We start from the raw sequence: 21,486 nt of genomic DNA, 5'->3' as shown, positions 1-21,486 counted from the left end.
ATGAGTAGCGGACGTATCGTTCAAATCATCGGCGCCGTTATCGACGTGGAATTTCCACGCGACAGCGTACCGAGCATCTACAACGCGCTGACTGTACAAAGCGCGGCCGGGACCACCCTGGAAGTTCAGCAGCAGCTGGGCGACGGCGTGGTTCGTACCATTGCGATGGGTTCCACCGAAGGCTTGAAGCGCGGTCTGGACGTTGTCGACTCTGGCGCAGCCATCTCCGTACCGGTCGGTAAAGCGACTCTGGGCCGGATCATGGACGTTCTGGGCAACCCGATCGACGAAGCTGGTCCTATCGCCACTGAAGAGCGTTGGGGCATTCACCGTCCAGCGCCTTCGTTCGCTGAACAGGCAGGCGGCAACGACCTGCTGGAAACTGGCATCAAGGTTATCGACCTGGTTTGCCCGTTCGCCAAAGGCGGTAAAGTCGGTCTGTTCGGTGGTGCCGGTGTAGGCAAAACCGTAAACATGATGGAGCTGATCCGTAACATCGCCATCGAGCACAGCGGTTATTCCGTGTTCGCCGGTGTGGGTGAGCGTACTCGTGAGGGTAACGACTTCTACCACGAGATGAAGGACTCCAACGTTCTGGACAAAGTGGCACTGGTTTACGGTCAGATGAACGAGCCGCCGGGTAACCGTCTGCGCGTAGCACTGACCGGCCTGACCATGGCCGAGAAGTTCCGTGACGAAGGTAACGACGTTCTGCTGTTCGTCGACAACATCTATCGTTACACCCTGGCCGGTACTGAAGTATCCGCACTGCTGGGCCGTATGCCTTCGGCAGTAGGTTACCAGCCGACCCTGGCTGAAGAGATGGGCGTTCTGCAAGAACGTATCACTTCGACCAAGGAAGGTTCGATCACTTCGATCCAAGCGGTATACGTACCTGCGGATGACTTGACCGACCCGTCGCCAGCGACCACCTTCGCCCACTTGGACGCTACCGTCGTTCTGTCCCGTGACATCGCTTCCCTGGGTATCTACCCGGCGGTCGATCCACTCGACTCGACTTCGCGCCAGCTGGACCCGAACGTAATCGGCCAGGACCACTACGACACCGCTCGCGGCGTTCAGTACGTTCTGCAGCGTTACAAAGAACTGAAGGACATCATTGCGATCCTGGGTATGGACGAGCTGTCGGAAGCCGACAAGCAGTTGGTAAACCGTGCTCGTAAGATCCAGCGCTTCTTGTCGCAGCCGTTCTTCGTGGCTGAAGTCTTCACCGGTGCATCGGGTAAATACGTTTCCCTGAAAGACACCATTGCTGGCTTCAAAGGCATCCTCAACGGTGACTACGACCACCTGCCAGAACAAGCGTTCTACATGGTTGGCGGCATCGAAGAAGCGATCGAGAAAGCCAAGAAACTGTAATCCCGGCGCCCGGCAACGGGCGCTAATTTAGGTTGAGGCAATCAGATGGCTATGACAGTCCATTGCGATATCGTCAGCGCGGAAGGAGAAATCTTTTCCGGTCTGGTCGAGATGGTGATTGCGCACGGTGCACTGGGTGATCTTGGTATCGCTCTGGGTCACGCGCCGCTGATCACTAATCTGAAGCCAGGTCCGATCCGCCTGGTCAAGCAGGGCGGGGAAGAGGAGGTGTATTACATCTCCGGTGGTTTCCTCGAGGTTCAGCCGAACATGGTCAAGGTTCTTGCCGACACCGTGCAACGTGCTGCCGACCTGGACGAAGCCGCAGCTTTGGAAGCCGTTAAGGCTGCCGAGAAAGCCCTGCATGAGCGAGGCGCGGAATTCGATTACGGTTCTGCTGCCGCACGTCTGGCCGAGGCTGCAGCTCAGCTGCGCACCGTCCAGCAGATCCGCAAGAAGTTCGGCCACTAAGGCAGCACTTGTTGTGTGATTGATTAAAAAGGGTAGCCTCGGCTACCCTTTTTTCTTTTCCGACTTTTACAACCTGGTCGCAGCCGTTGACCACCCAGGATTGGTAGCCAGTCATGTCTCTTGAAATCGTTATTCTCGCTGCTGGCCAAGGCACGCGCATGCGTTCCGCTTTGCCGAAAGTCTTGCACCCGATTGCCGGCAACTCGATGCTTGGCCATGTTATCCACAGCGCCCGGCAACTTGATCCACAGCGCATCCACGTCGTGATCGGTCACGGTGCCGATGCCGTGCGCGAGCGCCTGGCAGCGGATGACCTGAATTTCGTCCTGCAGGATAAACAGCTGGGTACCGGTCACGCCGTTGCTCAGGCAGTGCCGTTCATTCAGGCCGACACCGTGCTGGTGCTCTACGGCGATGTGCCGTTGATCGAGGTCGAAACCCTGCAGCGCCTGCTCAAGCAGGTGGGGCCGCAGCAGCTGGGCTTGCTGACTGTCGAACTGGATGACCCGACCGGTTACGGCCGCATCGTTCGTGATGACGCCGGCAAGGTTGCGGCCATCGTCGAACAGAAAGATGCCAATGAAGCCCAACGCAAAATCACCGAAGGCAATACCGGCATTCTGGCGCTGCCTTTTGCCCGCCTTGGCGACTGGATGAGCCGACTCTCCAATAACAACGCCCAGGGCGAGTACTACCTGACCGACATCATTGCCATGGCAGTGAGCGATGGTCTGGTGGTGGCCACCGAGCAACCGCACGACGCCATGGAAGTGCAGGGCGCCAATGACCGCAAGCAACTCTCCGAACTGGAACGGCATTATCAATTGCGCGCCGGTCGTCGTTTGATGGCTCAAGGTGTGACGCTGCGCGACCCGGCACGATTCGACGTGCGCGGAGACGTGACCGTGGGCCGCGATGTGCTGATCGACATCAACGTGATCCTTGAAGGCAAAGTGGTCATTGAGGATGACGTGGTGATCGGCCCGAACTGCGTGATCAAGGACAGCACCCTGCGCAAAGGCGTGGTCATCAAGGCCAACAGTCATATCGAAGGTGCCATTCTGGGTGAAGGCAGCGATGCCGGCCCGTTCGCGCGTCTGCGTCCAGGTTCCGTGCTGGAAGCGCGGGCCCATGTGGGTAACTTCGTCGAGTTGAAAAACGCTCGCCTGGGCGAAGGTGCCAAGGCCGGTCACCTGACTTATCTGGGCGATGCCGAAGTGGGCGCACGCACCAACATCGGTGCTGGCACCATCACCTGCAACTACGACGGTGCCAACAAGTGGAAAACCGTGCTGGGTGAAGACGTGTTCATCGGTTCCAACAACTCGTTGGTAGCGCCTGTGGATATCCTGGACGGTGCGACCACGGCTGCCGGTTCGACCATTACCTCGACTGTGGATAAATCCCAGTTGGCCATCGGGCGTGCTCGTCAGAAGAACATCGATGGCTGGAAGCGGCCTGAGAAGATCAAGAAGGGCTGAGTTATCCACAATTCCCTTGTAGGAGCGAGCTTGCTCGCGATGAATTCGAGAGCGGCGCATTTTTCCAGAAAGAATGCATCATCGTTCACGCCCATCGCTAGCAAGTTATCCACAGCTCTTTTTATCGCTTTGCGCTTGACGAAGTTTCGTTGATAGGTTTTGATTGCTTCCGTTATCTTTCGAAGCGAAACTTATCAGCTCATGTCGAAGCGTAATACACCTCAACGTCGTCACAACATCCTCGCCTTGCTCAATGAGCAGGGCGAAGTCAGCGTGGATGAGTTGGCCAAGCGCTTCGAAACGTCGGAAGTTACGATTCGCAAGGATCTGGCGGCACTTGAAAGCCATGGCCTGTTGCTGCGTCGTTACGGCGGAGCGGTCACCATGCCTCAGGAACTGGTCGCGGACCTTGGTCAGCCGATTTCCAAGTACAAGCAAGCCATCGCTCGTGCCGCCGTCGCGCGGATTCGCGAGCATGCGCGGATCATTATCGACAGTGGCAGTACCACCGCCTCCATGATCCCGGAACTCGGCCAACAACCCGGCCTGGTGGTGATGACCAACTCGCTGCATGTCGCCAACGCCCTGAGCGAACTTGAGCACGAACCGGTGCTATTGATGACCGGTGGTACCTGGGACCCGCATTCCGAGTCCTTTCAGGGGCAGGTCGCCGAGCAGGTCCTACGCTCCTACGACTTCGACCAGCTATTCATCGGTGCCGATGGCATCGATCTGGTTCGCGGTACAACCACCTTCAACGAACTGCTCGGGCTGAGCCGGGTCATGGCCGAAGTCGCCCGCGAAGTGGTCGTGATGGTGGAGGCCGACAAGATCGGTCGCAAGATTCCCAACCTGGAACTGCCCTGGAGCAGTGTCCATACCCTTATTACCGATGAACGCCTGCCATTAGAGGCTCGCGATCAGATTCAGGCCCGCGGCATCACGTTGATTTGCGCGGCTGTCAGTCAGGAGAAATAGCATGTGTGGAATTGTCGGCGCAGTCGCAGAACGTAACATCACCGCCATCCTGGTCGAAGGCCTGAAACGTCTGGAATACCGCGGGTATGACAGTGCCGGCGTGGCGGTCTACACCAACGACGAAAAACTCGAGCGCGTGCGTCGTCCGGGCAAGGTCAGTGAACTGGAACAAGCACTGGCTGCCGAGCCACTGCTCGGGCGCCTGGGCATTGCCCACACCCGCTGGGCTACTCACGGTGCGCCGTGCGAGCGCAATGCCCACCCGCATTTCTCCGGCGACCTGGCGGTGGTGCATAACGGCATCATCGAGAACCACGAAGCCCTGCGTGAACAACTCAAGGCCCTGGGTTATGTGTTCACCTCGGACACCGACACCGAAGTCATCGCTCACCTGTTGAACCACAAACTCAAGGATCTGAGCGACCTGACCGTGGCCCTCAAGGCAACTGTCAAAGAACTGCACGGTGCTTATGGCCTGGCAGTGATCAGCATGAAGCAACCTGATCGCCTGGTCGCAGCCCGCAGCGGCAGCCCGCTGGTGATCGGCCTGGACCTGGGGGAAAACTTCCTGGCGTCCGACCAGTTGGCCCTGCGTCAGGTCACCGACCGCTTCATGTACCTGGAAGAAGGCGATATCGCCGAAATCCGCCGCGACAGCGTGCAGATCTGGGACGTCAACGGCCAGGCTGTCGAGCGCGAAGCCGTGCAGTATCGCGACGGCGCCGAAGCCGCTGAAAAGGGCGAGTTCCGTCACTTCATGCTCAAGGAAATCCACGAGCAACCATCCGTGGTGCAGCGCACCCTGGAAGGTCGCCTGAGTCAGAACCAGGTCCTGGTACAGGCATTCGGCCCACAGGCCGCCGAGCTGTTCGCCAAAGTGCGTAACGTACAGATCGTTGCGTGCGGCACCAGTTACCACGCCGGCATGGTCGCGCGTTACTGGCTCGAAGAACTGGCCGGCATTCCCTGCCAAGTCGAAGTCGCCAGCGAATTCCGCTACCGCAAGGTGGTAGTGCAGCCGGACACCTTGTTCGTGAGCATTTCCCAGTCCGGTGAAACCGCCGACACCCTGGCCGCACTGCGCAACGCCAAGGAACTGGGCTACCTCGCCAGCCTGGCGATCTGCAACGTCGGCATCAGCTCGCTGGTGCGTGAGTCCGATCTGACCTTGTTGACCCAGGCCGGTCGCGAAATCGGTGTGGCATCGACCAAAGCCTTCACCACGCAATTGGTTGGCCTGTTGTTGCTGACGCTTTCCCTGGGTCAGGTTCGTGGCACCTTGGCCAAAGGCGTCGAAGCGACGCTGGTCGAAGAACTGCGTCGTTTGCCAACCCGCCTGGGCGAAGCGCTGGCCATGGACAGCACCGTGGAAAAAATCTCCGAGCTGTTCGCCGAAAAACACCACACACTGTTCCTCGGCCGTGGCGCGCAGTTCCCGGTGGCGATGGAAGGGGCGCTCAAGCTCAAGGAAATCTCTTACATCCACGCCGAAGCCTATCCGGCCGGCGAGTTGAAACACGGCCCGTTGGCGCTTGTGGATAACGACATGCCAGTGGTGACCGTAGCGCCGAACAACGAACTGCTGGAGAAGCTGAAGTCCAACCTTCAGGAAGTTCGCGCCCGCGGTGGCCAGTTGATCGTCTTCGCTGACGAAAAGGCCGGCATGACCAACGGTGAAGGCACCCACGTGGTGCACATGCCGCACATCCACGACATCCTGTCGCCGATCCTCTACACCATCCCGCTGCAACTGCTGTCGTACTACGTCGCCGTGCTCAAAGGCACCGACGTTGACCAGCCGCGCAATTTGGCGAAGTCGGTCACTGTGGAATAAGTTATCCACAGATGAAAAACCCCCTTTCAGGGGGTTTTTCTGTTTCTAGGCGGTCGTAATTCGACGCCGCCGCCGCGTGTCCAGCAAATGGACCATCACACAGGCATACAAAGTCACCAGAATGAACAGGCCCATGCGGATAGCAAAGGCGGTGTAAACATCCTTGCCCGCTGCACTGTCCTGTACCGATTGGCCGAGCAGAATGATCAGGGTTGCCAGGCTGTTGAGCCAGAAGCTTGGTGGTTGTCGGGTTTGCGCCAGGCCGTATAGCTTTCTGGCCGCCAGCAATCCGAATAGCAACATCCACAGAAAAAACATCCACAAGTTGACGAACAGGCTTAGCGCGCACCAGAAAAGAATTGCCATCAGGCCACCGAGCAGGGTCGAGCCGAGCAATTCCTGGCCGGCGGTGCGGGCGCTGGTCGCGCAGCTTTGTTGGCCGAGGCTGACGGCTTTCATGATGATCGGCAGGTAGCTGGCCGGGTCGATCATGGCCAGCAGGAAAGTCGGCAGCACCACCAGCGTGGCCCGTAGCGCCAGCCAGCCGCTTTCGGTTGGCGTAAGGCTCGGACCGGGTTTGGCTGCGGGGACGCTGGCGGGGTCGGGAAACAGCCAATGGCTGATGGTCAGCGCGGTGACGGCCAGGAACAGGCCCTTGACCAGGGCCACGATCACCTCAAGCGCCAGGGCGAATTCAGCGGTTCCGGCTGAGCTGATCAAGGTCAGGCCCACCACCAGGAAGGTCGCCACCAGCGGGTTGCCGCCGCGCAGGCCATAACCGAAAGCCATGAACAGGCACAATCCGACCAGCAGCACGCCACTGAACGGGTAGTACCGCAGCAGGGGAATGAGCAGCAAGCCGGTCCCGGTGGTCAGCATAAGGATCAGGATCAGGCCCAGGCTGGCCTTGAACGGCAACGGTCGGTTCATCGCCGCCAGCATCATCAGCGCCAGCATCGGCGAGAGGAACGGGATGGGCAGGGCCAGGCCGAAGCTCGCCGCCAGGCACAGCGCCGTACCGAAGCTCAGACGCAGGGCGCGCTGAACCCGGGCCGGACGCTCAATACGCATAGGACATCCAGCTCATCACGCGCAAGAACAGGCGCCCCAGAATATTCAGCGGGTTACTTTCACTCGGGAACGCCATGACTTCGGCCTGCCCGCCGGACCGGATGCCTTGCGGGCCGGTCAACTCACCGGGCTCGAACTCGATGATGACCGGAAAGCGTTGGGCAGGGCGTAGCCAATCACGGCTGTTCTCCACTGTCGGCAAGCTGCCTGGCTGGGTGGTCTGGCCGATATCGACGCCATAGCCGACGCTGCGCACATGGCCTTTGAAAATTCTGCCCGGGTGGGCGTCGAGGATGATGGACACCGGCGTCCCGGGCTGGACACTGCCCAGATTGTTTTCGGTCATGTCGGCGCTTATCCACACATCGTGGATGGCGATCAGGGTCATCACCGGAGCACCGGCGGCGGCGAACTGACCGACATCGGTGCGCAAATCGGTGATCAGGCCGGCCGAGCGCGCGTGGACTTTCGTGTTGCTCAAGTCCAGCTCGGCTTTTTCAAGGTTGCTGGCGGCGCTGAGCAACTGGGCGTTTTCGTCTTCGTTACCGCCCTGTTGTTCGCGCGCACGTTGCACTTCGGCCTTGGCCGCGGCGACCTGGCTGATGGATTCTGACAGGGTGGCGCGGGATATCTCCAGGCGGCGCAGCGAGATGGTGCCCGGGTCTTCGCTGTACAGACGTTCAAGCCGCTGGATGTCCTGGCGTGCCTTGAGCTCGTTGGCCTGGGATGCACGCAGGGACGCTTGCTTGGAGTCGACGCCGGCGGTGTTGGCGCCCACCTGGCGACGGGTCGACTCAAGGTCGGCGCGGGCGCGATCGACGGCGATCTGGTACTGCTCCGGGTTGACTTCAAACAGCAATTCGCCGGCCTTGACGTCCTGGTTGTTGCGTACATGCACCTTGGTCACCCGGCCGGATACCTCGGCGGCCACCGGCACAATGAAGGCCTGCACCCGTGCCTGTTGCGTGTAGGGGGTGTAACGGTCGGCCATCAGGTACCAGACCAGACTCAGGATGATCAGCAGCACCACCCAATTGATCGCTTTTTTCGCTGGGTCGGCGGCGGGTGCCGGGGCTTTCTCGTCGACCGGTTGTTGGCTGTCAGTCATGGGCACTTTCCTTCGGTTCGTCGAGCAGATCGCCCCAATCGGTCCGTTCTTGCATTTGTTTGCGGGTGGCCGGGTCGACCATCGGCTGATCGCTGTACCAGCCTCCGCCCAAGGCCTTGTACAGAGCGATCAGGCTATTGACGGCGGTGCCACGGTTGACCAGGTAGATATCCTGTTGGGCAAACAGGGCACGCTGGGCATCCAGCACGCGCTGGAAATCCGAATAGCCTTCGCGGTATTGGGCGTTGGCCAGGGTCACCGATCGTTCGGCGGCCACCGATGCATCGCTGAGGATCTGGTCGCGCTCCAGCGCCTTGATCAAGCCTGTCGCGGCATCGTCGGCCTCGCGCGCCGCCTGGCGCACGCTGTCCTGGTAGATAACGATCAATTGCTGCAAGCGCGCATCCTGCACGCGGACGTTGTTGGTGATCCGGCCGTGGTCGAAGATGTCCCAGCGCAGGCTGGGGCCGGCCACCATGTCGAGGGTATTGGATGCCCCGTTAAGCGAGCTGGCGGACCAGACGATGCTGCCCAGCAAGCTGATGGACGGGTACAGATCGGTCTCGGCCACACCGATCAACGCCGACTGCGCTGCCACTTGCAACTCGGCAGCGCGCACATCGGGGCGCCGCACCAGCAGGTTGGCCGGCACGTCCTGCAAGACCGCAGTATCGAGCAGCGGCACCAGGCCGGTGTTGCGATTGAGGTCAGGGATCGAGCCGGGTGGCTGCCCGATCAGGGTGGATAGCGCGTTGCGCAAGCTCGCCACCTGGCTTTCGAAGTCCGGGATGGTACTGAGGGTGCCCAGGTACTGGGTCTTGGCCTGTTGCAGATCGAGCTCGGCTTCGGCTCCGCTGTTGAACAGGCGCTCGGTGATCTCGTAGCTGCGTTTTTGCAATTTGGCGTTACTGCGGGCGATGGCCAGGCGTGCCTCGGCAGTGCGCAAGGCGTAGTAGTTTTGCGCCAGTTGCGCGTGCAACAGCACCAAGGCGTTTTCATAGTTGGCCTGAGCGGCAAACCAGGACGCGTCGGCCGACTCGATGGCACGGCTGAAACGCCCCCAGAAATCCAGCTCCCAGCCAATATCGAAGCCGACGCTGTGTTGCCAGAAATGCGTGTCCTGGGGGTTGGCGCCGCCCGACTGCCGACGATTCAGGTACAGGCTGTCGGCGCTGGCCTGCTGCAATTGCGGGTAGCGTCCACTCAGGGCGATACCCAATTGTGCCCGGGACTCCATGACCCGCAGGCCAGCGACATGCAGGTCGGGGTTGTGGGCATCGGCTTCGGCCATCAAATGGTCCAGCACCGGGTCGTTGAACACGCGCCACCATTGGCGGCTGTCAGGTTGCGCGTGTTGTTGGCCGGCGATTTCCAGGGCCGGGGTGTTCCAGTGGTCGACCCAGGGTTGGGCCGGCGACTGGAAATCCGGACCCAGTTGCACACAGCCCCCCAGGACGACGGTGCCACAGAGCAGAAGCCGGCTGATGCGAGCAGGGCGTGGCATCAAGCGCAAACTCCTCAGACAGGACGCTGATCGTTCATTGCCTCTATCTTCGGTGTCTCGTTCACAGCCTCGATCTCGGGCGTCTCGTTCATTGCCTCGACAGTCGGTTGGTCCTGGACCCATTGCCAGAACAGTTGGTAGCCCACCGCCAGCGCAACCGGCCCGATGAACAAACCGATGAAGCCCCCGCTAACCATGCCGCCCAGGGCGCCAATCAGAATGACCGGCATGGGCACATCGACGCCACGACCCAGCATCAACGGCTTGAGGACGTTGTCGGCCATCCCGGCGATCAGGCTGTAGATGCCAAACACGACGGTGCCCAAGGTGGTGCCGTCGGTGGCGAAGACATACGCGATCACCGGGATGGTCACCAGCAGCACTGGCAATTGCATGATTCCCATCAGCAGCGCAACCATCGCCAGCAGGCCGGCACCGGGCACACCCATGAGCACGAAGCCCACGCCGACCAGCAACATCTGAATGAACGCAATACCCACCACGCCTTGGGCGACCGCGCGGATGGTTGCGGTGCAGAGCTCGGTGATGCGTGGGCCACGCTCTGGTCCGGAAAGACGCGAGGTGATGGCCAGGGCGCTTCTTTCGCCGTTTTCGCCATAGGCCATGAACACGCCGGCGATGATCAGGGCGCCGATGAACAACAGAAAACCTACGCCAACATCGGCCATTTTGCCCAACAAGGTCAGGCCGACGGACTTGATGTAAGGCATCACCTTCATCACCACGCTGCTCATGTCAGTGGCGGCCTGCATCCAGTAGGCATAGATCGGCTCGCCAATGAGTGGCAGGGCGGCGATTTTTTCGCTGGGGAGCGGAATCTGCAGCGTATCGGACTTGAGGACCGCCAGGGTGCCCTGGACCGATTCACTGATCGAGGTGCCCAGCAGGTAGATCGGTACCATCAGCAGAGCCAGGGAGACCACCACGATCAGTGTGGCGGCACGACCGTCCTTGTTGACCAGCTTGCGCTTGATAAGCCCATGCAGTGGATACAGGGTGATGGCCAGAATCATTGCCCAGAGCATCAGGTTGAGGAAAGGGTGGAAGATCTGGAAGCAGAACAGTACCAGCACCGTAATCAACCCGGCGCGAATCAGTACGTCAAGCAAACCACCGGACAGTGCTCTAGCGGAAATGTTAGTGCGCAACATTGTCAAACTCCTTGCGGTGTCACACAGGTTAGCCAGGCCGTTGAAGTTCAACTCTTTCCTACTAAGTGAATCCATAAAGCAAGATCCACGGACAGCCATCCAAGCGTTAAAAGCCCATAACGCCTTACTTTAAGTAGAGAAAACTTCAACGAGGTACCTACCAAAAACCCAATAGGTAACGGGGTGGTTTGTAGTATAGGAGCAGTCGTATATTCCGCCCGTTTACACAGGCTGGAATTCTGCTGCAGTTGATGGCATCCGCTGCGAGGCCTTGCCTGAAGCGGTTTTGAAGCTGAACCAATGGCTCTTTTTCTGTACCGGGCATTAACCGTTGCAGCAGGCTGATCAGGATAATTGCCAACAGTCGCACCCGTCGCAAGCAAATAATCCTCATTAATTCTCAATAATTAAGGTTTGTGACACGCTTGGTTTTTACGGTGCAGGCGCTAGAGTGCAGTAGCCCGTTGATTTAACTGATGGTCGGCCCCCCAACTTTTTTGCTGAACACTTGCGCTTAACATTCCGGCCTTTGCTTGCGATTTATCTATTTGAAATGAGGACGGGCCCATGGACCGCTTCCAGGAAATGCAGGTCTTCGCTGCCGTCGCCAAGGAGCAGGGCTTTTCGGCGGCGGCGCGGGGTTTGGGTCTATCGGCGGCCAGCGTCACCCGAGCGGTCGCGGCGCTGGAGAAGCGAATTGGCACACAACTGCTCATACGTACGACGCGCAGTGTGTATTTGAGCGAGGCCGGCCAGCGATACCTGGAGGACTGTCGGAGAATTCTCGCCGAGGTGCAGGAAGCCGAGGACTCGGCAGCGGGCAGCCATATCCATCCCCGTGGGCAACTGACCATCACGGCACCGGTTTTGTTTGGCGAGATGTTTGTCACGCCCTTGATGGTGAATTATCTGACGCAATTCCCCGAGGTCTGCATCAACGCGCTGCTGGTGGACCGGGTGGTGAGTGTGGTCGAGGAGGGCGTCGATGTGGCGATTCGCATCGGCGAACTTCCTGATAGCAACCAGCATGCGATCCGCGTGGGCGAGGTGCGGCGGGTGATCTGCGCCTCGCCGCGGTTTCTGGCCAGCCATGGTCGGCCCAGGCATCCCCGGGAACTGGCCCAGGCGCCGATTATCGCGACCTCGGCTATCGGCCAACTCAGGAGTTGGCCATTCATTGAAGACGGCGAAACCTTGAGTGTGCGGGCTGAACCGCGATTGGTGGTGACGGCCAATCAGGCGGCCATCACGGCAGCCAGTCTGGGGTTGGGATTCACTCGGGTGCTGTCTTATCAAGTGGCGAGCAAGGTGGCTGTCGGCGAGCTGGAAATCATTCTGGCCGACTTCGAACTGCCGCCGCTGCCCATCCATGTGGTCTATCAGGGCGGGCGCAAAGCGCCGGCCCGGGTGCGCAGTTTTGTCGATTTCGCGGTGAAGACCCTGCGCGAGCATCCGGCACTCACGCGTTGAATTATTTCAAGCACTGAAATAATGGATTGCGTTGGCTGGTGATTCTGTTGGTTTGGATGTGAGTAGAAGATACGACCCATCTCTCCTGAACAGCAGCACTCACCCCGAGGTATCGACCATGCAAGCGATCAAACTCTACAACTTCCCACGTTCCGGCCACGCTCATCGTGTCGAGTTGATGCTGTCCCTGCTGAAGCTGCCGACCGAATTGATCTTGGTTGATCTCGCCAAGGGCGAACACAAGCAACCGGCGTACCTCGCGCTCAATGCTTTCGGTCAGGTGCCGGTGATTGATGACCAGGGCGTGGTGTTGGCCGATTCCAACGCGATTCTGGTTTACCTGGCGCAAAAGTACGGCAATGGTCGCTGGCTGCCGGTTGATCCGGTTGGGGCTGCCAAGGTCCAGCGCTGGTTGTCAGTGGCTGCCGGTCCGATTGCCTTCGGCCCTGCCCGGGCAAGATTGATCACTGTGTTTGGCGCGCCTTACAACGCTGCAGAAGTGATTGCCTATGCCCATACCGTGCTCAAAGTGATCGATCACGAACTGGCCAATACGCCATATCTGGCCGGCACTGAACCGACGATTGCCGACGTCGCCGCCTACAGCTACATCGCCCATGCGCCTGAGGGCAATGTGTCGCTGGACGAGTACGCCAACATTCGCGCCTGGCTGGCCCGCATCGAAGCCTTGCCGGGTTTTGTCGGCATGCCGCGCACCATCGCCGGCCTGCAAAAAACCGCCTGATGCTGGTGGCCCGGTGTTGCCGGGCCACCCCGTTCTGCGCCAGAGGCGCAAGGGAGCAGCCGTATGGACCGTTCACCCTGGCATGCCGGTGAGAAACAATTGCAGGCGCATGTGGGCGTTGCCGAACGAATGGAGGCGTTCGGTCGTAAGGTAATTCGCAGCGAGATGCCGGAGCAGCACCGCACCTTCTATCAGCAATTGCCGTTCATGCTGTACGCAGCGGTGGATGCCGACGGTCATCCCTGGGCCAGCATCCTGGAAGGTCTACCCGGTTTCGCCCACTCGCCAGAACCTGGCTTGCTGCAATTTCGCAGCCTGCCGGCCTTTGATGATCCCGCGCAGTTGAACGACGGCTCGGCCATCGGCCTGTTGGGCATCGAGTTGCACACCCGCCGCCGCAACCGCATCAATGGGCATGTCCGCGCCATGTCCACGGACGGTTTCGCGGTGACCGTGGATCAGTCCTTCGGCAATTGCCCGCAGTACATTCAGTTGCGCCAGTTTCGCTCGGTGCCGCTGGCCGATCCCTCGACGCGTGTCGCCCAGCATTTCAACGAACTGGATGATGCGGCCAAGGCGATGATTACCGAGGCGGACACGTTCTTCGTTGCCAGTTATGTGGAGGTCGATGGCGAGCGCTCGGTGGATGTGTCTCACCGTGGCGGGCAGAGCGGTTTCGTACGCGTGGAAGGCAATCGCCTGACCATTCCGGACTTCGCCGGCAACCTGCATTTCAACACCTTGGGCAACTTGCTGCTCAATCCTCGGGCCGGGTTGTTGTTCATTGATTTCAACACCGGTGATTTGCTGCAGCTCAGTGGGCGCACTGACATCATCCTTGACGGTCCTCAGGTCGAGGCGTTCCAGGGGGCCGAGCGCTTGTGGACGATCGATGTCGAGCAAGTGGTACGTCGCCCGGCTGCTCTGTCGTTGCGCTGGCGCTTTGACGGCGTTTCACCCACCAGTTTGCTCACCGGCACCTGGGAGCAGGCCACGGCGCGTTTGCAGGCCAAAGCCCTGGGCGATCAATGGCGGCCGTTGCGGGTGACGCGGATTGAAGCGCAAAGCCAGAACATTCGCTCGATTTACCTGGAGCCCGCCGACGGAGCCGGGTTGCCACTGTTTCAGGCGGGACAGCATTTGCCTCTTCGCTTCAACATTGATGGCGATGTGCACATTCGCACGTACAGTTTATCGAGCGCGCCGTCCGATGATTTTTTCCGCATCAGCGTAAAGCGCGACGGGAGGGTGTCTACGCATTTGCATGAGCAGATTCGTGTTGGCGATGTATTGGAGGCGCGGGCGCCGCAAGGGCATTTCACCGTGGCGCCCCATGAGCGCCGGCCACTGGTGTTGCTGGCGGCCGGGGTCGGCATCACGCCGCTGTTGTCGATGCTGCGGGAGGTGGTTTACCAGGGCTTGCGCACCCGCCGTATCCGGCCGACATGGTTCATCCAGAGTTCGCGCACGCTGGCCGACCAGCCGTTTCGCCGGGAGCTGGATCGATTGCTCGAGGAAGCCGGCGACGCGGTGCGGGTGGTGCGTTTGCTCAGTCAACCGGAAGCCGAGGCAATGCCAGGAGAGGACTTTGACCTCAGCGGACGGATCGACGTCGCGCTGCTCAAGGATCTGCTGACAGTCGAGGACTACGATCAGCCGGATTTTGTCGTCTGTGGCCCCGGAAGTTTTACCCAGGCGCTGTACGACGGCTTGCGCGAACTGGAGATTCGCGATTCGCGGATTCACGCCGAAACCTTCGGCCCGTCCACCTTGCGCCGACGCCCGGACCCCGATGCAGTGGTCATCGAGCAACCGCCAGCCGCCACCGTGTCTGTGCCCGTGGTGTTCCAGCGCTCGGCCAAGGAGGCGCGGTGGCAGCCGGAGGGCGGCAGCCTGCTGGAGTTGGCGGAAAGCCGTGGCCTGCGCCCGGAGTTCAGTTGTCGCGGCGGCTCCTGCGGCACCTGCAAGACGCGCCTGATCAGCGGTCAGGTGCATTACCCACTGCCGCCAGCGGAGGTGCCGGATGACGGACAGGTGCTGATTTGCTGTGCGATTCCGGCGCAGGGGGCGCAGCCATTGGTACTCGATATCTGATGATCATTGCAGGCGAACATTGCCCGCCGGTCGATGGCTGGGTAGGGTAGTGAGCAGAACGAAAAAGGGCCGCTGAGGCCCTTTCTGCATTTCAGGAACAGGCGTTTCAATGGTTTTTTTCACTCGCTCGATGGTCTTGCTGATGGCGCTGGCGCTCACCACCGGTTGCGAAAGACAGGATGCACCGCCGCTGGATCAACAGCTTTACGTCTGGCAGCGGCAGTGGACGTCGGCCCACGACGCCGCCCTTCGGGACAGTCGCGCCGATTTTTCGACCTTGCGGGTGCTGGCCTTGCAGGCTTTCCCCAGCGCGGGCTGGCGTCAGGCGCGGATTGACCCGGCACTGCTCAAGCGTGATGGCCGGCCGGTGATTGCGGTGATTCGCCTGGATGGGCAGCTCAAGGCGCTTGATCAGGATGAGATCACAGCGCAAACCCGACAGGTGATCAGTGATTGGCAGGGACAGGGATTGAACCTCGTCGGCGTGGAAATCGACCACGATGCCGGTAACGCCCGGCTACCAGCGTACCGCGAGTTTCTCGCTCATTTGCGCGGAGCGTTGCCGACTTCGCTGCCGCTGAGCATCACGGCGTTGCCGTCCTGGCTCGACAGTCGTGAACTGCCGGCGCTGTTATCCACAGTCGACAGCAGCGTGTTGCAGGTGCACGCGGTGAGCGATCCGCGTCGTGGCTTGTTTGATGCCGATCAGGCCCGGCAATGGGCGAAGGCCTGGAGCCGTATCACGACGAAACCCTTCTATCTGGCGCTGCCGGCCTATGGCGTGGCGTTGCTGCCGTCGGCGGGTGGCGCGCCCATTGTGGAAAGCGAAGTCACGGTGGAGCGCGAAGGACTGCGCCGGGAGTTGCTCGCCGATCCGCAGTCGTTACGCACCCTCGGTACCGAGCTGCGGGCCGATCCACCGAAACATCTTGCGGGCCTGATCTGGTTTCGCTTGCCATTGGCCAACGACCGTCGGGCCTGGAGCCTGACTACTTTGCGCGCTGTGGCGCGCGGTGATGCGCTCGACAGTCAATTGAACCTGAAACTCTTGGCCGACAATGGCCTCTATGACATCGGCATCAGCAATCAGGGCAATCTCGACCGCGCCTGGCCCGAACGCCTGACACTGGCGGTCAGCGGTTGTGAGGGGGCCGATGCCTTGGCCGGTTACGCGTTGCAACAGAGCCCGGATCTGCTTACCTTCACCCGCCTGCGCGATGGCCGAATACCGGCCGGCGGGCAGCGTGCCATTGGTTGGGCTCGCTGCGCACACATTGATCAAGGAGGTTCGAATGTTCACCCGTAACTGGCCGCGTCATTTACTTTGCCTGAGCCTAAGCCTGCTGCTGGGTTCGGCGCTGGCCTGCGGCCCGGACTTTCCCATGCGCCTGCTGGATAACCGTGGCCAGTCTCTGGCGGAACTGCCGGAAGGCAACTTCAGCTTCGAGATCAGCCGCCTCGGCCATGCCATCAACGGGTTGAAGAACATCACCGCTGGCGCCAACCACGCGGATGAAACTGACCCGGTAGCGCTGCGGGATCAGGCCGAGCAGGCGGGACTTTCCGCTGAGCAACAAGTGTTGGTGAAACACCTGCGCAGCCTGACCGATGCCCGTCAGGTTGAAACCGAAGGGGCGCAACTGCCGCCCGAGCACAGGCTGTACCTGGCGGGCGCCGTGGCATTTGGCGCGGGTGATCCTGCCTTGGCCGCCGGGTATTTCAAGAAGGTGCTGGCCTTGCCCGCCGAGCAACGGGCTTCGCGCAGCACCTGGGCGGCTTACTCGCTGGGGCGCGCGTTGTTCGCCATGAGCGCCGAAGCCGGTGCGGCACCGGATCTGCTCGAACAATCGGCAAAGGCCTTCGAGCAAGCCCGGCAACTGAGCATCGACGGCTTCAGCGATCCACTGGAACTGGGGGTCGCCAGCCTCGGCGAAGAAGCCCGGGTGGTGCGCACCGAAGGTGACTGGAACCGTGCTATCGAGCTGTACGCCTCGCAAAATCTGCACGGTTCCGCGGTGGGCTACGAATCGCTGAAGCTATTGATGACGGACCTGATGTCGCTGCCGGAGGATCAAGTGGCCGAGTTGCTCAAGGGCCAGCCTGTGCAGCAGTTGGTGACCGCATCGCTGATCAGCCGGTTGGGTTGGTCGTTCGGCGATCAACCGCCCAACGAACAAAAAATGATCAAGCTGCTGCAAAACAGCACCCGTGGCAGTCTCGAAAACGCCGACCGCCTGGCGGCGATGAATTATCAACAGGGCGATTACGCCAGCGCCAAGGCTTTCCTCGAACATGCCGGCGATGGTGGGTTGGCCTGGTGGCTGCGGGCAAAACTGGCGGTGCGTGAGGGCGATAAGAGTGCGGCCGCCGCAGCCTACGCCAAAGCGGCCCAGGCCTTCCCGCAGAATGAATCCTGGGGCGAGCGACGAACCCCGGATTACGATTACGAAACACTCCAGCCCAAATGCCGGGTCGAGGGAGAAAGCGCGATCCTGGCCCTGCAACGCGGGGATTACCTGCAAGCCTTCGATCAGCTGTATCGCAGCCAAAGCATTTACTGGTTCGACGCCGCCACCGTTGCCGAGCGCGTGTTGACCCTCGAAGAACTCAAGCACTACGTCGACACTCAAGTGCCGGCACCGCCGCCGCTCAGCCAGCAGGACCGCGACAACTACGTGCCCTTGCCGGTGGCGGCGAGCCTGCGCAATCTGCTGGGGCGGCGTTTGTTGCGCGAGGGGCATTACGAAGAGGCGCCGGCGTACTTCGATAACGTCGATTTGCAGAACAAGGCCAAGTCGTATGCCATTTTGCGCAAAGAGGCCGACGCCGCTTGGTGGCCGACGACGCGGGCGGCAGCCTTGTTTAACTCGGCTGTCGTCGCGCGTAAGGCGGGAATGGAAATTCTTGGTTACGAAATGGCCCCGGACTTCGCCACGTTTGACGGCAACTACGTGCTGGACAGCGCGGAACTGAAGGTCGGGCCGCTGGTGGCCGCAGACGAAGTGAAGCGTCAGCAGGTCAGCGCTGCCCAGCCAGATCAGCGTTACCACTACCGGTATGTTGCCACGGCGCTGGCCAGCCAGGCGGCGGACCTTTTACCTCACAGCAGCCAGGCTTTTGCCGCGGTGCTGTGTCAGGCGTACGGATGGAATAGCAGTCTCGAAGAACAAAGTGCGCTGTACCAACGCTATGTCAAAGAAGGTCCCTACGTGGATTGGGCGTTCAACTTCGGCTCTCAATGTCCGTATCCGGATTTCCAGAATGCCGACAAGCGTTATGTAACGCAGGTGACCGATGCCGCGCGTTCGTCACTGCGACCCTATAAAAAACCTCTGCAATATGGCGCAGTGATTGTCATAACGGCTGTCGCGTTGTGGCTGATCAACCGTCGCCGCCGCAAGGCGCAGTAAGGTTCAAGCCTGTTGCACAAAGGTCAGCCGCACGGCGAAACCGATCAACAGGCTGCCGAACAACCATTGTTGCAGGCGCTGGGCTGAGGGGCTGCGTTGCAGCCAACGGCCGAGTGCCGCGCCGACCAGGGCGTAAGCGCTGTCGAACAGCAAACCAATACCAACGAGCACCACGCCCAACGTCGCAAATTGCCCGAGCACCGGCCCGGCCTGTGGGTTGATGAATTGCGGTAGCAGCACCGAGCAGAACAGCAGTGCCTTGGGGTTGAGCAGGTTGGTCAGCAGTCCGCGCCGGATGGCTGCGCCCCAGCGGAGTTTTTCGCCGGTTGTATCGGCACTGTTCAGGCTCGGCAGCATCGTGGTTCGCAGGCACTGAATGCCGATCCACAGCAGATACGCGGCACCAGCCAGGCGCACCACATCGAAGGTCCAGGGCGCCGCCTTGAACAGTGCCGCCAACCCCAGCGCCGCCAATGCCACATGACAACCCCGGGCGATGCCCAGGCCCACGGCCGTGGCCAGCGCGGCGCCTTTGCCCTGGCGAGCACCGGTCTGCAACAGCAGGATCATGTCGGGCCCGGGCAACAGGTAGACCACTGCCAGTGCCATGAAAAACAGCCAGAGACCTTGCATGTTGCACCCCGTTCGTTGTCGATTCGGTCGTGCCAGTCTAGAGCTGGAGGGCGGGGCAGGTGCTTGCGTTGTCAGCTTCTATCGGGTCGTGTATTGGCATAATCTGCCACTTAATCAAGCTTGAACCATCAGGATCTGCCAAACCATGAAACTCGACGCCTACGACCGCAAGATTCTCGCCGCGCTGCAACGGGATGGCCGCCTGAGCAATGTGCAACTGGCAGACGAGATTGGCCTGTCGGCATCGCCTTGCTTGCGCCGGGTGCGGATGCTGGAAGAGGCGGGGGTGATTCGCGGCTACCAGGCCAGTCTGGATCGCGACGAAGTGGGGTTGGGGCTGACGGTGTTTGTCGGAGTCAAGGTCGAGCGTCATAACGATGAACAAGCCGAAGCCTTTCGCCTGGCGGTAACGGCATTGCCCGAGGTGATCTCGGCGTTTCTGGTGTCGGGGGAGTCGGATTTTCTGTTGCAGGTGGTGGTGCCGGACTTGCGTGGCTATGACCGCTTTCTCACTGGGCGTTTGCTGAAGCTGCCGGGGGTGAGCGACATCCGCAGCAACTTTGCGATCCATACGGTGAAGGCGCCGGGGGCGTTGCCTTTGGAGCATTTGCCGCTTTAAACCGCATGCACCGCTATCGCGAGCAGGCTCGCTCCCACAAGGTTTGCGCTGTACCTGTTGGAGCGAGCCTGCTCGCGATGGCGATCGATCTGTCAGCCAAGACCTCCGGGTCTTACATCTGCGTCGCCATCCCCTCCACATCCATCGCCGCTTGGCGCAACGCCTCGGAGCGGGTCGGGTGCGGGTGGCAGGTCAGGGCGATGTCTTCGGCCGAGGCGCTGAATTCCATGGCCACGCAGTACTCGCCAATCATTTCACTGACGCTCGGGCCGACCAGATGCACGCCGAGGACCTCGTCCGTACGCTCATCGGCCAGCACTTTGGCGAAGCCTTCGGTTTCGTGGTTGATCTTCGCCCGGCTGTTGGCGGTGAAGGGAAACTTGCCGACCTTGTACGCCCGGCCTTCAGCCTTGAGCTGCTCTTCGGTCTTGCCGACGCTGGCCAGTTCCGGTTTGGTGTAGACCACACTGGGGATCAGGTCGTAGTTGACCTCGCCCGCCTTGCCGACGATCTGCTCGACGCAGGCCATGGCTTCGTCCTCGGCCTTGTGGGCGAGCATGGGGCCCGAGGTCACGTCACCAATCACCCAGACCCCGGCGGCTTCGGTGCGATGCCCCTTGTTGGCGAGCATGCCGCGCTTGTCCGTGGCGAGGCCGACGTTCTCCAGGCCCAGGCCCTGTGTATAAGGCCGGCGCCCGATGGCCACTAATACGTAATCCGCTTCCAGCAGTTCGGCGGCGCCCCCTGCGGCAGGCTCGACGCTGAGCTGAACGCCATTGGCGGAGCTGGTGGCGCTGGTCACTTTTGAACTCAATTTGAAACTCAAGCCTTGCTTGCTCAGGGAACGCTGAAGGGTTTTGCCTGCCTCGATGTCCACGCCGGGACAAATCCGGTCGAGGAATTCGACCACCGTTACCTGCGCTCCAAGGCGGCGCCAGACCGAACCCAGCTCCAGGCCGATCACGCCAGCGCCGATCACCACCAGATGCTTGGGCACCTCAGTCAGTGCCAGCGCGCCTGTGGAATCGAGGATGCGTTTGTTATCGATGTCTACGCCGGGCAGGGGCGTGGGCTCGGAACCGGTGGCGATGATGATGTCCTTGGCACTCAGTTCGGTCTTGCCACCGGCGCTATCGGTCACCGTGACTTTACCCGGTCCGTCGATGTGGCCCCAGCCTCTGATCCAGTCGACCTTGTTCTTGCGGAAAAGAAATTCGATGCCCTTGGTCAGCCCGGTAACGCTTTCATTCTTTTGTTTCATCATCTGGGCGAGGTTGAGGCTGGGTTTGACGTCGATCCCCAGGTTGGCGAATTCCGCACCCATGGCTGCATCGTACAGTTCGGAGGCATGCAGCAACGCCTTGGAGGGCATGCAGCCGACATTCAGGCAAGTGCCGCCGAGTGTGGCACGTCCTTCGACGCAGGCGGCCTTCAGACCCAGTTGTCCGGCGCGGATCGCCGCGTTGTAACCACCGGGGCCACCGCCAAGTATCACGACGTCATAAGTGCTCATGGA

Annotated in this window: 17 protein-coding genes; 11 read left to right on the top strand and 6 right to left on the bottom strand. The window is 60.7% G+C overall.

Annotated elements, in window-relative coordinates:
- The 5 genes from atpD (at nucleotide 1) to glmS (ending at nucleotide 6,144) form a co-directional block, all read left to right on the top strand.
- Nucleotides 1-1,380 carry a F0F1 ATP synthase subunit beta gene (atpD, locus tag AC3ITA_RS28725; RefSeq protein WP_008045671.1) on the top strand — a complete coding sequence of 460 codons (1,380 nt, stop codon included), beginning with the start codon at nucleotides 1-3 and terminating at the stop codon, nucleotides 1,378-1,380.
- Between the two features lie 45 nt (nucleotides 1,381-1,425).
- Nucleotides 1,426-1,851 carry a F0F1 ATP synthase subunit epsilon gene (locus AC3ITA_RS28720; RefSeq protein ID WP_007985046.1) on the top strand — a complete coding sequence of 142 codons (426 nt, stop codon included), beginning with the start codon at nucleotides 1,426-1,428 and terminating at the stop codon, nucleotides 1,849-1,851.
- Nucleotides 1,852-1,964: 113 nt separating this feature from the next.
- Nucleotides 1,965-3,332: a bifunctional UDP-N-acetylglucosamine diphosphorylase/glucosamine-1-phosphate N-acetyltransferase GlmU gene (gene glmU, locus AC3ITA_RS28715; RefSeq protein ID WP_489279030.1), complete on the top strand. Its 1,368-nt coding sequence runs from the start codon at nucleotides 1,965-1,967 to the stop codon at nucleotides 3,330-3,332.
- Nucleotides 3,333-3,533: 201 nt separating this feature from the next.
- A complete protein-coding gene (locus AC3ITA_RS28710; protein WP_414929637.1) occupies nucleotides 3,534-4,310 on the top strand; it encodes a DeoR family transcriptional regulator in 777 nt (258 codons plus the stop codon).
- Between the two features lies 1 nt (nucleotide 4,311).
- Complete coding sequence (gene glmS / locus AC3ITA_RS28705) at nucleotides 4,312-6,144, top strand: glutamine--fructose-6-phosphate transaminase (isomerizing) (protein WP_489279029.1); 1,833 nt, start codon at nucleotides 4,312-4,314, stop codon at nucleotides 6,142-6,144.
- 45 nt (nucleotides 6,145-6,189) lie between these two features.
- Here glmS and AC3ITA_RS28700 read toward each other — a convergent pair whose 3' ends face one another.
- From AC3ITA_RS28700 to AC3ITA_RS28685, 4 genes are read right to left on the bottom strand one after another with little or no spacing between them, the layout of a single operon-like run.
- Complete coding sequence (locus AC3ITA_RS28700; RefSeq protein WP_095945953.1) at nucleotides 6,190-7,215, bottom strand: DUF2955 domain-containing protein; 1,026 nt, start codon at nucleotides 7,213-7,215, stop codon at nucleotides 6,190-6,192.
- Complete coding sequence (locus AC3ITA_RS28695) at nucleotides 7,205-8,323, bottom strand: HlyD family secretion protein (protein ID WP_095945952.1); 1,119 nt, start codon at nucleotides 8,321-8,323, stop codon at nucleotides 7,205-7,207. The genes AC3ITA_RS28700 and AC3ITA_RS28695 overlap by 11 nt, the downstream gene beginning before the upstream one ends.
- On the bottom strand, nucleotides 8,316-9,827 hold the full coding sequence (locus tag AC3ITA_RS28690) for an efflux transporter outer membrane subunit (RefSeq protein ID WP_095945951.1): 1,512 nt from the start codon (nucleotides 9,825-9,827) through the stop codon (nucleotides 8,316-8,318). The genes AC3ITA_RS28695 and AC3ITA_RS28690 overlap by 8 nt, the downstream gene beginning before the upstream one ends.
- Before the next feature lie 14 nt (nucleotides 9,828-9,841).
- Nucleotides 9,842-10,999, bottom strand: coding sequence for an AI-2E family transporter (locus AC3ITA_RS28685; RefSeq protein WP_489279028.1), 1,158 nt, complete (start codon nucleotides 10,997-10,999; stop codon nucleotides 9,842-9,844).
- A 567-nt stretch (nucleotides 11,000-11,566) separates the two neighbouring features.
- Between AC3ITA_RS28685 and AC3ITA_RS28680 the strand changes: the two genes are divergently transcribed.
- From AC3ITA_RS28680 to AC3ITA_RS28660, 5 genes are all read left to right on the top strand, one after another.
- Complete coding sequence (locus AC3ITA_RS28680) at nucleotides 11,567-12,469, top strand: LysR family transcriptional regulator (RefSeq protein WP_150671901.1); 903 nt, start codon at nucleotides 11,567-11,569, stop codon at nucleotides 12,467-12,469.
- A gap of 118 nt (nucleotides 12,470-12,587) precedes the next feature.
- Nucleotides 12,588-13,214: a glutathione S-transferase family protein gene (locus AC3ITA_RS28675; protein WP_414929651.1), complete on the top strand. Its 627-nt coding sequence runs from the start codon at nucleotides 12,588-12,590 to the stop codon at nucleotides 13,212-13,214.
- 63 nt (nucleotides 13,215-13,277) lie between these two features.
- The gene (locus AC3ITA_RS28670; RefSeq protein ID WP_489279027.1) at nucleotides 13,278-15,308 is read left to right on the top strand and encodes a 2Fe-2S iron-sulfur cluster-binding protein; all 2,031 of its coding nucleotides are present in this window, start codon (nucleotides 13,278-13,280) and stop codon (nucleotides 15,306-15,308) included.
- Nucleotides 15,309-15,417: 109 nt separating this feature from the next.
- Nucleotides 15,418-16,614: a DUF3142 domain-containing protein gene (locus tag AC3ITA_RS28665; RefSeq protein WP_095945946.1), complete on the top strand. Its 1,197-nt coding sequence runs from the start codon at nucleotides 15,418-15,420 to the stop codon at nucleotides 16,612-16,614.
- Nucleotides 16,601-18,718: a hypothetical protein gene (locus AC3ITA_RS28660; protein WP_489279026.1), complete on the top strand. Its 2,118-nt coding sequence runs from the start codon at nucleotides 16,601-16,603 to the stop codon at nucleotides 18,716-18,718. The genes AC3ITA_RS28665 and AC3ITA_RS28660 overlap by 14 nt, the downstream gene beginning before the upstream one ends.
- A gap of 3 nt (nucleotides 18,719-18,721) precedes the next feature.
- On the opposite strand, the gene AC3ITA_RS28655 is transcribed toward AC3ITA_RS28660, so the two are convergent.
- Nucleotides 18,722-19,351: a LysE family translocator gene (locus AC3ITA_RS28655; RefSeq protein WP_414929654.1), complete on the bottom strand. Its 630-nt coding sequence runs from the start codon at nucleotides 19,349-19,351 to the stop codon at nucleotides 18,722-18,724.
- Between the two features lie 145 nt (nucleotides 19,352-19,496).
- On the opposite strand from AC3ITA_RS28655, the gene AC3ITA_RS28650 reads away from it, so the two are divergent.
- Nucleotides 19,497-19,970, top strand: coding sequence for an Lrp/AsnC family transcriptional regulator (locus AC3ITA_RS28650; RefSeq protein WP_489279024.1), 474 nt, complete (start codon nucleotides 19,497-19,499; stop codon nucleotides 19,968-19,970).
- A 112-nt stretch (nucleotides 19,971-20,082) separates the two neighbouring features.
- On the opposite strand, the gene lpdA is transcribed toward AC3ITA_RS28650, so the two are convergent.
- The gene (gene lpdA, locus AC3ITA_RS28645) at nucleotides 20,083-21,483 is read right to left on the bottom strand and encodes a dihydrolipoyl dehydrogenase (RefSeq protein WP_095946182.1); all 1,401 of its coding nucleotides are present in this window, start codon (nucleotides 21,481-21,483) and stop codon (nucleotides 20,083-20,085) included.
- Nucleotides 21,484-21,486 lie beyond the last annotated feature (3 nt).

This window comes from Pseudomonas sp. GL_090, assembly GCF_057837765.1.
Note: the sequence above shows the minus strand (reverse complement) of the source record. Positions and strands in the feature narration are given on the sequence as shown.

Coding starts and splice junctions, on each gene's coding strand:
- atpD (WP_008045671.1), top strand. CDS start 1: ATGAGTAGCGGACGTATCGTTCAAATCATCGGCGCCGTTATCGACGTG.
- AC3ITA_RS28720 (WP_007985046.1), top strand. CDS start 1,426: ATGGCTATGACAGTCCATTGCGATATCGTCAGCGCGGAAGGAGAAATC.
- glmU (WP_489279030.1), top strand. CDS start 1,965: ATGTCTCTTGAAATCGTTATTCTCGCTGCTGGCCAAGGCACGCGCATG.
- AC3ITA_RS28710 (WP_414929637.1), top strand. CDS start 3,534: ATGTCGAAGCGTAATACACCTCAACGTCGTCACAACATCCTCGCCTTG.
- glmS (WP_489279029.1), top strand. CDS start 4,312: ATGTGTGGAATTGTCGGCGCAGTCGCAGAACGTAACATCACCGCCATC.
- AC3ITA_RS28700 (WP_095945953.1), bottom strand. CDS start 7,215: ATGCGTATTGAGCGTCCGGCCCGGGTTCAGCGCGCCCTGCGTCTGAGC.
- AC3ITA_RS28695 (WP_095945952.1), bottom strand. CDS start 8,323: ATGACTGACAGCCAACAACCGGTCGACGAGAAAGCCCCGGCACCCGCC.
- AC3ITA_RS28690 (WP_095945951.1), bottom strand. CDS start 9,827: ATGCCACGCCCTGCTCGCATCAGCCGGCTTCTGCTCTGTGGCACCGTC.
- AC3ITA_RS28685 (WP_489279028.1), bottom strand. CDS start 10,999: ATGTTGCGCACTAACATTTCCGCTAGAGCACTGTCCGGTGGTTTGCTT.
- AC3ITA_RS28680 (WP_150671901.1), top strand. CDS start 11,567: ATGGACCGCTTCCAGGAAATGCAGGTCTTCGCTGCCGTCGCCAAGGAG.
- AC3ITA_RS28675 (WP_414929651.1), top strand. CDS start 12,588: ATGCAAGCGATCAAACTCTACAACTTCCCACGTTCCGGCCACGCTCAT.
- AC3ITA_RS28670 (WP_489279027.1), top strand. CDS start 13,278: ATGGACCGTTCACCCTGGCATGCCGGTGAGAAACAATTGCAGGCGCAT.
- AC3ITA_RS28665 (WP_095945946.1), top strand. CDS start 15,418: ATGGTTTTTTTCACTCGCTCGATGGTCTTGCTGATGGCGCTGGCGCTC.
- AC3ITA_RS28660 (WP_489279026.1), top strand. CDS start 16,601: ATGTTCACCCGTAACTGGCCGCGTCATTTACTTTGCCTGAGCCTAAGC.
- AC3ITA_RS28655 (WP_414929654.1), bottom strand. CDS start 19,351: ATGCAAGGTCTCTGGCTGTTTTTCATGGCACTGGCAGTGGTCTACCTG.
- AC3ITA_RS28650 (WP_489279024.1), top strand. CDS start 19,497: ATGAAACTCGACGCCTACGACCGCAAGATTCTCGCCGCGCTGCAACGG.
- lpdA (WP_095946182.1), bottom strand. CDS start 21,483: ATGAGCACTTATGACGTCGTGATACTTGGCGGTGGCCCCGGTGGTTAC.